The sequence below is a fragment of the Burkholderia sp. AU4i genome (genome assembly GCF_000466765.1).
Taxonomy (GTDB): domain Bacteria; phylum Pseudomonadota; class Gammaproteobacteria; order Burkholderiales; family Burkholderiaceae; genus Burkholderia; species Burkholderia cepacia.
Window position 1 is genome coordinate 1 of the sequence record NZ_ASSI01000099.1, and the last position, 11,831, is coordinate 11,831.

Consider the following 11,831-nt stretch of genomic DNA (forward strand, 5'->3'; position numbering starts at 1 on the left):
GCGCGGCGCGATCGCGCTGCTGTGCGTGCTGACCGTGGCGTTGCTGCCGCGCTACCTGCGCACCGCGCGTGGCAGCGTGGCGCCGCAAGGCGGCACGCATGCGCTGACGCAGACGATCGTGGCGCTCGTCTGCGCGAGCGTGCTGACGGTGGCGGCCGCGATGTGGATCATGAACCGAGGCGGCACGATCACGACACGCTGGATCGCGCGCACGGTGCTGGCCGGCGACGCGGCGCTGCTGCTCGGCCGTGCCGCGCTGCTGGCGCTGGCACTGACGCGCGACGACCCGCGCGCGCGGCAGCGCCGCGTCGCGGTGGTCGGTGCGACGGCGTACGGGCGTGTCGCGGTCGAGCGGATGCAGCTCGCGCCGCAGGGCCCTTTCGTGGCGGCATGCGTATTCGATGACGACGCGCCGGTTGCCGCCGGCGGCATCGGCGGCGTGCCGGTGATCGACGACTGGAACGCACTGCGCGACCTGATTCGCGGTGGCGAGATCGACGAGGTATGGCTCACGCTGCCGATGTCGCACGAGTGGCGGATCCAGCGCATCGTCCGCGAGTTGCGCGACGAGTTCGTGGAATTGCGGCTGCTGCCCGACGTGCGGCAGATGGCGATGGTCGATCGCTCGGCGACCGACGTGCTCGGCATGCCGGCGATCAATCTCGCGACCACGCCGCGTTCGGCGCCGGAGCTGTGGGCGAAGTTCGCGTTCGACCGGCTGTTCGCATTCGGTGTGCTGATTCCGCTGCTGCCGCTGCTGTCGATGCTGGCGATCGCGGTCAAGCTGTCGTCGCCGGGACCCGTGCTGTTCAGGCAGCGCCGCAAGGGCGTCGACGGCCGGGAGTTCGACATCCTGAAGTTCCGGACGATGCGCGTGCATCGCGCACAACCGGGCGTCGTGCGGCAGGCGTCGCGCAACGATGCGCGCATCACGCGCGTCGGCGCGTTCCTGCGGCGCACGTCGCTCGACGAGCTGCCGCAGTTCTTCAACGTGCTGTTCGGGCAGATGTCGGTTGTCGGCCCGCGTCCGCATGCGATCGAACACGACGACCTTTACCGGCGACTGATCGACTGCTACATGTACCGCTACCGGGTGCGGCCCGGCATCACCGGATGGGCACAGGTGAACGGCTATCGCGGCGAGACGCGCAAGGTCGAGGCGATGGAGGCGCGCGTCAAGTTCGACCTGTTCTACATGCAGAACTGGAGCTTCTGGTTCGACATGAAGATCATCCTGCTGACGGTCGTGCGCGGTTTTATCGGGCGGAATGCCTTTTGACGCTGCGTGGCAAGCGGGCGACGTGCCGGCCCCGCCCGCCGCGCATCAGCGCACCACGAATGCGTCGGGGTACGCGGAGTTTTCCGCCGTATCGCGCACGCACGCCTGCGCGATATCGAGGACGTCGTGCACGGCCGGATTGTTCTTCAGCGCGTGCTGGTGAACGAGATAGAAATTGAACCACTGGCTCGAATCGAACGGGCGCGCCACCAGCTCGCGGTTCGCGCACAGGTCGGCGGCGGTCAGCGCGTTCAGCAGGCTCACGCCGTCGGTCAGCCGAATCACTTCGCCGAGCGAGCTCATACTCACGCGCAACTCGTAGCCGAGCCGCCGGCGGTCGCTTGAATCGTCGTAGATCAGGTGGTCGGACTGGATCGGCTTGATGTACTGCTGATCGGCGAGATCGTCGTATGTCAGCAGCTTGCGCGCGGCGAGCCGGTTCTTGCGCGTCAGCAGCGCGACCATCTTCGCGCCGAACACGGGCACGAAGATCAGGCCCGGTTCATGGATCTCGTACGATACGATCGCGAGATCGAGGCGGCCGCCTTCCACATCCGATATGAGCCGCCCGCTCGCGGCGACATCGAGCGCCACGCCCGTGCCCGAGTGCGACTGTGCGTAATGTTGCGCGAGCCGCGGCCCGAACCGGTGACACAGCCCCGGCGCGCAGCCGATGCGCAGCGACGCGACACCGCTGTCCTGCAACAGCGAAATTTCCTCTTCGATGCGATTCAGCCGGTCGAGCAACTGTACGGCCTCGTCGAGCATGTAGCGGCCTGCCGGCGAGATCTGCAGACGCTGGTTCTCGCGCGCGAAAAGCCGGATGCGCAGGCTGTCCTCGAGCCGCGCGAGCGCATGGCTGACCGCCGACTGCGTGATGCCGAGCTGAACCGCCGCCTGTCGCGTGGAGCCGGCCGTGGCGATCGCATGGAAGATTTCGATGTCGCGCAGGCTGAAGTCGCTCCGCATGTTCGCTCCGGTCAATCAATTGATTAAAAAAGATCATATATTGACCGAAAAATAATTCAAAGCGAGACTGCGAACCAGTCAAACAACAGGCCGGTTCCTTCTGCAGCAATGGCTTTCGGGCCGTCTGCAGATGATGAATCAAATCGGTCACTCATCATACGGAGACACCCGCAGTGCCGTTGCGCCGCCGCGCAGCGCGCTGGCCGCCATGCCATGTTCGATTTCCATCTCGTCTTCAAGTACCTGCCGATGCTGTTCGAAGCGGCGGCCGTCACGGTGGAGCTGACGCTGCTCGCGATCGTATTCGGCCTCGCCATCGGCCTCGGCGCCGCCCTCGGCAGGTTGTCGCGCCATCGCGTGCTGCGCGATGCCACCGGTGCTTATATCTGGCTGATCCGCTCGACGCCGTTGCTCGTCCAGCTGTTCATCATCTATTTCGGGTTGCCGCAGTTCGGGCTCGAGCTGTCGCCGTTCAGCTCCGGCGTGATCGGTCTCGCGCTCAACGTCGGCGCGTACAACGCGGAGACGATCCGTGCCGGCATCCTCGCGATTCCGCACGGGCAGGTCGAAGCGTCGCGGTCGCTCGGCTTCGGCGCCGCGCGCACGATGCGGCTCGTCGTGCTGCCGCAGGCGCTCAGACTGATCGTGCCGCCGCTCGGCAACAACCTGATCATCCTCATCAAGGACACGTCGCTCGTGTCGACGATCACGCTCGCGGAGCTGTTCATGCGCACGCAGCAACTGGTCGGCGCGACCTTCAAGCCGTTCGAACTCTACTTTGCGTGCGCGATGATCTATGCGTTGCTGACCACCGGGACGAGCCTCGTGCTGCGCCAGTTCGAACAGCGCCTGATCCTGAAAGGAGGCCGGGCATGAGCGGGAACCAGCCGCAGATCGTCCTGCGCGACATCCACAAGACCTACGGGACGCTCGACGTGTTGAAGGGCATTTCGCTCGACGTCCACAAGGGTGAGGTCGTCGTGCTGATCGGCCCGAGCGGATCGGGCAAGAGCACGCTGCTGCGCTGTGTGAACCACCTGGAGACACCGACGCGCGGCGAGGTGAGGGTGCTGGGCAGCCTCGTCAACGATCCCGGCCGCGGGCATCGCGCGCAGGAGCGCTACCTGAATGCGATGCGGATGAAGGTGGGCATGGTGTTTCAGCACTTCAACCTGTTTCCGCACCTGACCGTGCTCGACAACCTGACGCTCGCGCCGATGCAGTTGCTCGGCATGACGGCTTCGCAGGCGCGGGACGAAGCGCGGGAGCTGCTCGACAAGGTCGGTGTGCTCGACAAGCAGGACGTCTATCCCGGCAACCTGTCCGGCGGGCAGAAGCAGCGTGTCGCGATTGCGCGGGCACTCGCGCTGAAGCCCGACGCGATGCTGTTCGACGAACCGACGTCGGCGCTCGACCCGGAGATGGTCGGCGGCGTGCTGGCGGTCATGGAGCGGCTGGCAAAGGCCGGCATGACGATGATGGTCGTCACGCACGAGATGCGCTTTGCCGAACGCGTGGCCGACCGTGTCGTCTTCATGGCCGACGGCCGGGTTGTCGAGGACGGTTGTCCGACCGAGATCTTTCATCGGCCCTCGCACGAGCGGACCCAGGCGTTTCTCGCCGATATCCGCTGACCGCGCGGTACCGAATTCCCTTACGCAATCAGACAAGGACGTCAATGAGCGACCATCTCTTTTATCAGTCCGCCGTGCAGTTGCCGACCGTCGCGCGCGCCGAAGGCATCTATGCGTGGGATACGGACGGCAAGCGTCACATCGACGCGTGTTCCGGCGCCATCGTGGCCCAGCTGGGCCACGGGCATCCGGCGATTCGCGACGCCATGCTCGCGCAGCTCGACAAGGTTGCGTTCGCGTATCGGACGCAGTTCGAGAATCAGCCGGCCGTGGATCTTGCGGAGAAGCTCGTCGGTCTCGCAGGCGGCCGCTTCGACCGCGTGTTTTTCTCGAGCGGGGGCTCGGAATCGGTCGAGTCGGCATTGAAGCTCGCGCGCCAGTACTGGGTGTGCAGCGGTGAGCCGGAGCGCAGCGTGTTCATCGCGCGCCGGCCGTCCTATCACGGCTCGACGATGGGCGCGCTCGCGATGACGAGCTACACGCCGCTCACGCAGCCGTTCGAGCCGATGATCCGGCTTTATCCGAAGGTCGCTTCGCCGACGCAGTATCGCGTGCCGCACGGCAAGAGCGCGGAGCAGCACGCGCTCGATTGCGCGGACGAACTCGACGCGGCGATTCGCGAAGTCGGTGCCGAGCGGGTGGCCGCGTTCGTCGCGGAGCCGATCGGTGGCGCGAGCACGGGCGCCGAGGTGCCGCACGACGCGTATTTCGCGCGTATCCGCGAGATCTGCTCGCGCCATGGCATCCTGCTGATCCTCGACGAGGTGATGACGGGCATCGGCCGCACGGGGCGCTGGTTCGGTTTCCAGCACTGGAATGTCGAGGCGGACATCCTGTGCGTGGCGAAGGGGCTCGGCGCCGGTTACTACCCGACGTCCGCGATCGTGACGCGGGCCGGGCTGACCGATCCGATCCTCGCGTCGGGCGGGTTTCAGCATGGCTATACCTACGCCGGCAATCCGCTCGCGAGCGCGACGGCGCTGGCTGTGATCGACGTGATCGAACGCGAGGGGCTGGTCGAGCATGCGGCCGAGACGGGCGATTATCTGCGCGGCCTGCTCGACGCTCTCGCGACTCGGCACGACTTCATCGGCGACGTGCGCGGACGCGGCTTCCTGCTCGCGCTCGAGTACGTCGCGGATCGCGACACGAAAACCCCGTTCGACCCGGCACTCCGGTTCGGCGAACAGGTGACGCGCGCCGCGCGCGAGCAGGGGGTGATCGTTTATCCGCGCAAGTCGCTGATGGGGGAAACCGGCGACCATACGCTGATCGCGCCGCCGCTCATCACGACACGTGCGCAATGCGACGAGATCGTCGAACGGCTCGATCTCGCGTTCCGGACGATCGGACGATGACGGAGCGACGCATGGACAAACGCATGCAGCTCGCCGACGCGGTCGCACCGATTCCGGACGGCGCATCGATCATGGTCGGTGGTTTTGGTTCACCGGGCACGCCGTTCTCGCTGCTGGCCGAGTTGCAACGGCAGGGCAAGCGCGACCTGACGATCATCAAGAACGATGCGAACCAGGACAACTACGGCGTGTCGAGGCTGATCGAGGCTGGCGTCGTGAGCCGGCTGCTGACGACGCATCTCGGCCTGAGCGGCCCCGCGCGGCGCGCTTACCTGTCCGGCACACTGCAGATCGAGTTCTTTTCGCAGGGGTTGTTCGCCGAACGAATCCGCTGCGCGGGCGTCGGCTTGCCGGGCATCGTGACCGATATCGAGTTGCCGCCGGAACTGGGTGTCACGCGCGAAACGATTTCGGTCGACGGCCGGACGCTGTTTTTCGAACGCGCTCTGCGTGCGGATTTCGCGCTGCTTCGTGCGGATCGCGCGGATACCTGCGGGAATCTCCGCTATCGCGGCGCAGCACGCAATTTCTCGCCGCTGATGGCGATGGCCGCGGATCGGGTGCTGGTCGAGGCGCGCGTCGTCGACGCGACGCCGCTTGCGCCCGACGATATCCACACGCCGGGCATCCACGTGCATGGCCTGATCCAGATCGACGGAGACACCGATGAATACCAGCCCATCCCGCGCTGACCCGCGCCACGTGATCGCGCGCCGGGCCGCGCGCGAAGTGGCGCGCGGGCAACTGATCAATCTAGGTATCGGCCTGCCGACGCTGATTCCCGCGTATCTCGACGATCCGTCGGCCACCTGGATCCACTCGGAGAACGGCATCGTCGGAGTCGGCGCGCTTGCGCGCGCCGCCGATCTCGACCGCGATCTGATCGACGCCGGCGGCGGTTACGTATCGGTCGTGCCGGGCGGCGCGATCGTCGACAGCGTCGATTCGTTCGGCATGATCCGGCGCGGGCTGGTCGATATCACGTTCCTGGGTGCGTTGCAGGTGTCGGCGCACGGCGATCTCGCGAACTGGCTCGTGCCGGGTAGCCTCGTGGCAGGCATCGGCGGCGGCGCGGAACTGGCACAGAAGGCGCGGCGCGTGATCGTGACGATGCCGCACACCGACAAGAACGGGCGACCGAAGATCGTCGAGCGATGCGCGCTGCCGCTCACGGCGCGCCGCCGCGTCGCGATGATCGTCACCGAACACGCGGTGTTCCGGTGTGCGGCGCATGGACTGACGCTGGTGGAACGGCTCGATTCGCTGAGCGTTGCCGAGATCCGCAACCTGACCGAAGCCGATTTCACGGTCGACAAGGAGGCCGCATGACGGACACCAGTCGCGACGCCTGGATCGTCGGTTATGCGCGCACGCCGATCGGGCGCGCGTTTCGCGGTGCGTTCAACGACACGACGTCGCCGACGCTTGCCGCGCTTTCGCTGCGTGCCGCGGTGGCGCGCAGCGGCCTCGATCCCGAGCGGATCGACGACGTGATGCTCGGCTGCGCATTGCCGGAAGGGACGCAGTACTACAACATCGGGCGGCTTGCGGCACTGGCGGCGGGCCTGCCCGTCAGCGTGCCGGGCATGACCGTCGACCGGCAATGCGCGTCGGGGCTGATGTCGGTTGCACTGGCGTCGGCGCGGATTTCGGGCGGTGAAGCCGATGCGATCCTGGCGGGCGGCGTCGAATCGATCAGCCTCGTGCAGAACGCGCACATGAATCGCCACCGCCAGCAGGACGAGCAATTGCTCGCGCGGTACGCTGACGCCTACATGCCGATGGTCGAGACGGCCGATGTGGTTGCGAGCCGCTATCGCGTGTCGCGTCGTGCTCAGGATGACTACGCGACACTCAGCCAGCAGCGTGCCGCGCGCGCGGTGCAGGCGGGGTTGTTGCGTGACGAAATCGTTGCGGTCGACGTGCGCAAGCTCGAACGCGACAAGGCAAGCGGCGACGGCGTCGCCCGCATGCTGCGCGTGAGCGAAGACGAATGCGGGCGTCCGGGGACGACCGGCGACGCGCTGGCGGCGCTCGATGCCGTGCGCGACGGCGGTACCGTGACGGCCGGCAACGCGTGCGCGCTCGCGGACGGATCGGCCGCATGCGCGGTCGTCTCCGGCGCGATGCTGCGCACGCTCGACACGCCGCCGCTCGGACGCATGATCGCGTGCGCGGTGGCCGGCTGCCAGCCCGACGAGATGGGTGTCGGCCCCGTGCCTGCCGTGCGCAAGCTGCTTGCCCGCACGGGCCTGTCGGCCGCCGACATCGGCCTGTGGGAACTCAACGAGGCGTTCGCTTCGCAGGTCGTGCATTGCGTCGACACACTTGGCTTGTCGTACGAGGTCGTCAACGTCAACGGTGGCAGCATCGCGCTCGGCCATCCGTACGGGATGACGGGAACGCGGATGGTCGGTCACGCACTGCTCGAAGGGGCACGACGCGGCGTGCGCCACGTCGTCGTCACGATGTGCATCGGCGGCGGGCAGGGGGCCGCCGCGTTGTTCGAAGTCGCGCGGCATCAGGCGCCGTGCGATGCCACGTCGAACGCATAGATGCGTTCGATTCACGATCAAGATCCTGGAGACTGGAGATGACTTTGCTGCAACGAATGACGATGGTCGCCTGCGCGGCGCTCATCGGCGCCGCGAGCGTCGCGGCACATGCCGACGATCTGGACAAGGTCCGGCAGACGGGCAACCTGACGTTCGCGTTGACCGGCAAGTATCCGCCGTTCAGCTTCATCGACGAGTCGGGCAAACTGACCGGCTTCGACGTCGATATCGGCACCCGCGTCGCGGGCAGGCTCGGTGCGAAGCCCGTGCCGGTCATGACGGCATGGGACGGCATCGTCGGCGGGCTGCTGGCCGGCAAGTACGATGCCGTGATCGGCAGTCTGGCGATCACCGACGAGCGCCTGAAGGCCGTGGATTTCACGCAGTCCTACTATCGTTCGGGCGCGCAGCTGTTCGTGCCGAAGGGCAGCAGCGTGCAGGACATCGCGCAGTTGAAGGGCAAGGTGGTCGGCGTCACGCTCGGGGAAACCTATGAAGCGTGGTTGCGCAAGAACCGGCCCGACGTGCAGGTGAAAACCTACAAGGGGCTGCCCGACATCCTGATCGACATGCAGAACCGCCGTATCGAGGGATTCGTCTCGGATCGCATCGCAGGCATCCTGACGATCCGTGACAAGCACATTGACGCGAAACCCGTCGGGCCGCTGCTGTATCCGGAGAAGATGGGGATCGCGGTGCGCAAGGACAGCCCGAAGCTGCGCGATGCGATCAACGCCGCGCTCGACACGATGCTCAAGGACGGCGAATACGGCGCGATCAGCAAGCGGTGGCTCGGCGAGGATGTGCGCTGATTGCTGGCCCCGATTTCGCGTCGCCCCCATCGCTTTTAGGGGCATTCGGTGCAGCGCTGATTCCGGTCAACACACACCCGCTCAATGGGTTTATCCTGCATCGCATGCGTCCGGCGCCTGATGCGTCCGGGCGCGTATCCGTGGCGCGGCGGCGCCGGTCGAACCTTGCCCGCCGCACACCGGCGCGACACTGCGCGCGACCGTTTTCCGCGCGGAACCCGGAACAGGAGAGACGCCATGGCGCTCGACGCACAACAACGGCAGACGCTGAAACAGCGGCTGAACGAGAGCGAGCAGACGTTACGTGCGGAGATCCGCACGAGCGAAGACCAGCGCGCGTCGGAATCCTATGCAGATCTCGCCGGCGCGGCGCCGGACGAGGGCGACGAGGCGAATGCGGACCTGTTCGTCGACGTCGATCATGCATTGATCGGCATGAAACTGACCGAACTGCGCGCCGTCGGCCGCGCGCAGCAGCGGATGCGCGACGGCAGTTACGGCGAATGCATCGACTGCGACGGTTCGGTCGGCTATGAGCGCCTGCTGGCGCGCCCGACTGCCGAACGCTGCACGCATTGCCAGTCGATCTACGAGCGGCACTACGCCACGACGCCGCGCGCTACCCTCTGACGTCGGGCCGCAACGTCGCAGCAAGCGACGCACGGCCGGCGTACGATGATGAACGTGCGCCCGGCGGCGTCGGCATGCGGCACCGCGCGGGCAGACGGCGTCGCGCACGCGCGCGGCACCATCCACGTGGAAGGGAGCCACGCCGATCATGCCGATTCACAATGCCGGGTATGCGGCCGTGTTCGCCGAGATCGCCGACATGCTCGAGATCCAGGGCGCCAATCCGTTCCGGGTGCGCGCGTATCGCAACGCCGCGCGCACGATCGCCGACTACGGGCGCGATATCGCGACGATGATCGCGAACGGCGACGATCTCGGGAAGATTCCGTCGATCGGGCCCGATCTCGCGTCGAAGCTGCGCGAGATCGCCGCGACCGGCACCTGCGAATTGCAGCAAACGCTGCGTCACGCGCTGCCGGGCGCGATCGTCGAGCTGCTCGACGTGCCGGGGCTCGGCGCGAAACGCGTGAAGGCGCTGCATGAAGCGCTGCACGTCGATTCGCTCGAACAGCTTCGCGCCGAGGCGAAGAGCGGGCACGTGCGTGAACTGCCCGGCTTCGGCGCGAAAACCGAAGCCCATCTGCTCGAAGCGATCGACGACCGGCTGCAACGCGAACCCCAACGCTTCCTGCTGCCGGATGCGGCGCACTCGCTGCTGCCGCTGCTCGAACGCCTGCGCGCGATTGCCGGTGTCGGCAAGGCCGTGCCGGCCGGCAGCTTCCGCCGCCGCCGCGAGACGGTCGGCGATCTCGACATCCTCGTCACCGCACGCGATCCGCAGGCCGTCGCCGACGCGTTCGTCGGCTACGCCGAGGTGGCGCGCGTGCTGGCGCACGGCAAGACGAAGTCGAGCGTCGTGCTCGCGAACGGGTTGCAGGTCGACCTGCGCGTCGTCGATGCCGATGCATTCGGCGCGGCGCTCGTCTACTTCACCGGATCGAAGGCGCACAACATCGCGTTGCGCAGGATCGCGCAGGCCGGCGGGCTGAAGATCAACGAATATGGCGTGTTTCGCGGCGACGAACGGATCGCCGGCGCGACCGAGGCGTCGGTTTACGCGGCGATCGGGCTGCACGAAGTACCGCCGGAATTGCGCGAGGATCGTGGCGAGATCGACGCGGCGCGCGCGGGCACGCTGCCGGCGCTGGTCGAGCGCAAGCAGGTGCACGGCGACCTGCATGCGCATACCGACGCGTCGGCCGGCCGCGACAGCTTGCGCGCGATGGCCGATGCGGCACGCGCGCGCGGATTCGCGTACCTGGCCATCACCGACCGGGCACCGGATGCCGGCGGCGGCCGCAACGGCTTCGACTGGCTTGCCCGGCAACTCGACGAGATCGACCGCCTGAACGCGTCGTTCGACGATTTCGTGCTGCTCAAGGGAGTGGAGGCCGGCATTCTCGAGGACGGCAGCCTCGACGTGCCCGACACGTTGCTCGGCCGGCTCGATCTCGTGGTCGGTGCGGTACGTGACGGCTTCGAGTTGTCGCGCGACGCGCAGACCGCGCGCGTGCTGCGCGCGATGGACCAGCCGCATTTCACGATTCTCGCGCACCCGACGGGCCGCATGCTCGGCGAGCGTGACGCGTGCGAACTCGACGTGGCACGCGTGATCGCGCACGCCGCGGCGCGCGGCTGTTTCGTTGAACTCGATGCGCAGCCGCGGCGGCTCGACCTGCCGGACATCTGGTGCCGCGAGGCCGCGAAGGCCGGCGTGCCGGTGGCGGTCGGCTCGGATGCGTGCAGCACGGACGAACTCGACAATCTCGCCTACGGCGTCGATCAGGCGCGACGCGGCTGGCTGACGCGGCCCGACGTGCTGAACACGCGCACGCTCGCGCAATTGAGGCCGCTGCTTGCACGCACGATGGGCGCGGACGGCGCGTCCAGGCGCCGCGGCTCGAAGGGCGCATGAACGCACCGGCGGGTGGGTCGCCCGCCGCGCGTGAAGGCGGTCACGTCACGCCAGCACGCCGGCCGCCGGCACGTAGGGCAGGCCGAGCGCCAGCGCGACCGCTTCGTACGTGATGTGCCCGTCGCACACGTTTAGGCCCGCGCGCAGGTGCGGATCGTCGGTCATCGCCTGCTTCCAGCCCTTGTCGGCGAGTGCGAGCGCGTGCCCGAGCGTCGCGTTGTTCAACGCGAAGGTCGACGTGCGCGCGACCGCGCCGGGCATGTTCGCGACGCAGTAGTGCACGACGCCGTCGACGACGAAGGTCGGGTCGGCGTGCGTCGTCGCGTGCGAAGTCTCGAAGCATCCGCCCTGGTCGATCGCGACGTCGACGACGACCGCCCCGGTGCGCATCGTCGCGATCATGTCGCGCGTGACGAGCCGCGGCGCCGATGCGCCCGGCACGAGCACGGCGCCGATCACGACGTCGGCATCGCGCACGGCTTCGTCGATCGTGTGCGCGTTCGAGCAGACGGTCGCGATCCGGTTGGCGAACACGAGGTCGAGCTGGCGCAGCCGGTTCACGTTGGTGTCGAGCACGGTGACGCGCGCGCCGAGGCCGACCGCCATCTGCAGCGCGCCGGTGCCCACCACGCCCGCGCCGAGCACGACGACGTGCGCGGCCGGCACGCCGGGCACACCG

General features: G+C 67.5%; 12 protein-coding genes. 10 read left to right on the forward strand and 2 right to left on the reverse strand.

Annotation, left to right across the window (positions count from 1 at the left end):
- Positions 1–1,279: undecaprenyl-phosphate glucose phosphotransferase (locus L810_RS22695; protein WP_042975730.1), on the forward strand; the 1,279-nt coding region annotated here is incomplete at its 5' end.
- 45 nt (positions 1,280–1,324) lie between these two features.
- On the opposite strand, the gene L810_RS22700 is transcribed toward L810_RS22695, so the two are convergent.
- Positions 1,325–2,248 (reverse strand): LysR family transcriptional regulator, encoded by a 924-nt coding sequence (locus L810_RS22700; protein ID WP_021160656.1) that lies wholly within the window; start codon positions 2,246–2,248, stop codon positions 1,325–1,327.
- Between the two features lie 213 nt (positions 2,249–2,461).
- Between L810_RS22700 and L810_RS22705 the strand changes: the two genes are divergently transcribed.
- The 9 genes from L810_RS22705 (at position 2,462) to polX (ending at position 11,152) form a co-directional block, all read left to right on the forward strand.
- Positions 2,462–3,124, forward strand: coding sequence for an amino acid ABC transporter permease (locus L810_RS22705; protein WP_021160657.1), 663 nt, complete (start codon positions 2,462–2,464; stop codon positions 3,122–3,124).
- The gene (locus tag L810_RS22710) at positions 3,121–3,882 is read left to right on the forward strand and encodes an amino acid ABC transporter ATP-binding protein (protein WP_021160658.1); all 762 of its coding nucleotides are present in this window, start codon (positions 3,121–3,123) and stop codon (positions 3,880–3,882) included. Before L810_RS22705 ends, L810_RS22710 begins: the two co-directional genes overlap by 4 nt.
- 44 nt (positions 3,883–3,926) lie before the next feature.
- The gene (locus L810_RS22715) at positions 3,927–5,240 is read left to right on the forward strand and encodes an aminotransferase family protein (RefSeq protein ID WP_021160659.1); all 1,314 of its coding nucleotides are present in this window, start codon (positions 3,927–3,929) and stop codon (positions 5,238–5,240) included.
- 11 nt (positions 5,241–5,251) lie between these two features.
- Positions 5,252–5,932, forward strand: coding sequence for a CoA transferase subunit A (locus L810_RS22720; RefSeq protein WP_021160660.1), 681 nt, complete (start codon positions 5,252–5,254; stop codon positions 5,930–5,932).
- Positions 5,907–6,569 carry a 3-oxoacid CoA-transferase subunit B gene (locus L810_RS22725; protein ID WP_021160661.1) on the forward strand — a complete coding sequence of 221 codons (663 nt, stop codon included), beginning with the start codon at positions 5,907–5,909 and terminating at the stop codon, positions 6,567–6,569. Before L810_RS22720 ends, L810_RS22725 begins: the two co-directional genes overlap by 26 nt.
- On the forward strand, positions 6,566–7,795 hold the full coding sequence (locus tag L810_RS22730; protein WP_021160662.1) for an acetyl-CoA C-acyltransferase: 1,230 nt from the start codon (positions 6,566–6,568) through the stop codon (positions 7,793–7,795). The genes L810_RS22725 and L810_RS22730 overlap by 4 nt, the downstream gene beginning before the upstream one ends.
- Before the next feature lie 38 nt (positions 7,796–7,833).
- Entirely contained in the window at positions 7,834–8,607 is a 774-nt protein-coding gene (locus L810_RS22735; protein WP_051392305.1) for a transporter substrate-binding domain-containing protein, read from the forward strand.
- A gap of 237 nt (positions 8,608–8,844) precedes the next feature.
- Positions 8,845–9,237 (forward strand): TraR/DksA family transcriptional regulator, encoded by a 393-nt coding sequence (locus tag L810_RS22740; RefSeq protein WP_021160664.1) that lies wholly within the window; start codon positions 8,845–8,847, stop codon positions 9,235–9,237.
- 148 nt (positions 9,238–9,385) lie between these two features.
- On the forward strand, positions 9,386–11,152 hold the full coding sequence (polX, locus tag L810_RS22745; protein ID WP_021160666.1) for a DNA polymerase/3'-5' exonuclease PolX: 1,767 nt from the start codon (positions 9,386–9,388) through the stop codon (positions 11,150–11,152).
- Between the two features lie 45 nt (positions 11,153–11,197).
- Here polX and L810_RS22750 read toward each other — a convergent pair.
- Positions 11,198–11,831 (reverse strand): alanine dehydrogenase (locus tag L810_RS22750; RefSeq protein WP_042975736.1); only part of this gene is annotated, 634 nt, incomplete at its 5' end.

What these genes read in the sequence shown, in the direction of transcription:
- L810_RS22710 (WP_021160658.1), top strand. Translation starts at nt 3,121, where the DNA reads ATGAGCGGGAACCAGCCGCAGATCGTCCTGCGCGACATCCACAAGACC.
- L810_RS22700 (WP_021160656.1), bottom strand. Translation starts at nt 2,248, where the DNA reads ATGCGGAGCGACTTCAGCCTGCGCGACATCGAAATCTTCCATGCGATC.
- L810_RS22740 (WP_021160664.1), top strand. Translation starts at nt 8,845, where the DNA reads ATGGCGCTCGACGCACAACAACGGCAGACGCTGAAACAGCGGCTGAAC.
- L810_RS22725 (WP_021160661.1), top strand. Translation starts at nt 5,907, where the DNA reads ATGAATACCAGCCCATCCCGCGCTGACCCGCGCCACGTGATCGCGCGC.
- L810_RS22705 (WP_021160657.1), top strand. Translation starts at nt 2,462, where the DNA reads ATGTTCGATTTCCATCTCGTCTTCAAGTACCTGCCGATGCTGTTCGAA.
- L810_RS22735 (WP_051392305.1), top strand. Translation starts at nt 7,834, where the DNA reads ATGACTTTGCTGCAACGAATGACGATGGTCGCCTGCGCGGCGCTCATC.
- L810_RS22715 (WP_021160659.1), top strand. Translation starts at nt 3,927, where the DNA reads ATGAGCGACCATCTCTTTTATCAGTCCGCCGTGCAGTTGCCGACCGTC.
- L810_RS22720 (WP_021160660.1), top strand. Translation starts at nt 5,252, where the DNA reads ATGGACAAACGCATGCAGCTCGCCGACGCGGTCGCACCGATTCCGGAC.
- L810_RS22730 (WP_021160662.1), top strand. Translation starts at nt 6,566, where the DNA reads ATGACGGACACCAGTCGCGACGCCTGGATCGTCGGTTATGCGCGCACG.
- polX (WP_021160666.1), top strand. Translation starts at nt 9,386, where the DNA reads ATGCCGATTCACAATGCCGGGTATGCGGCCGTGTTCGCCGAGATCGCC.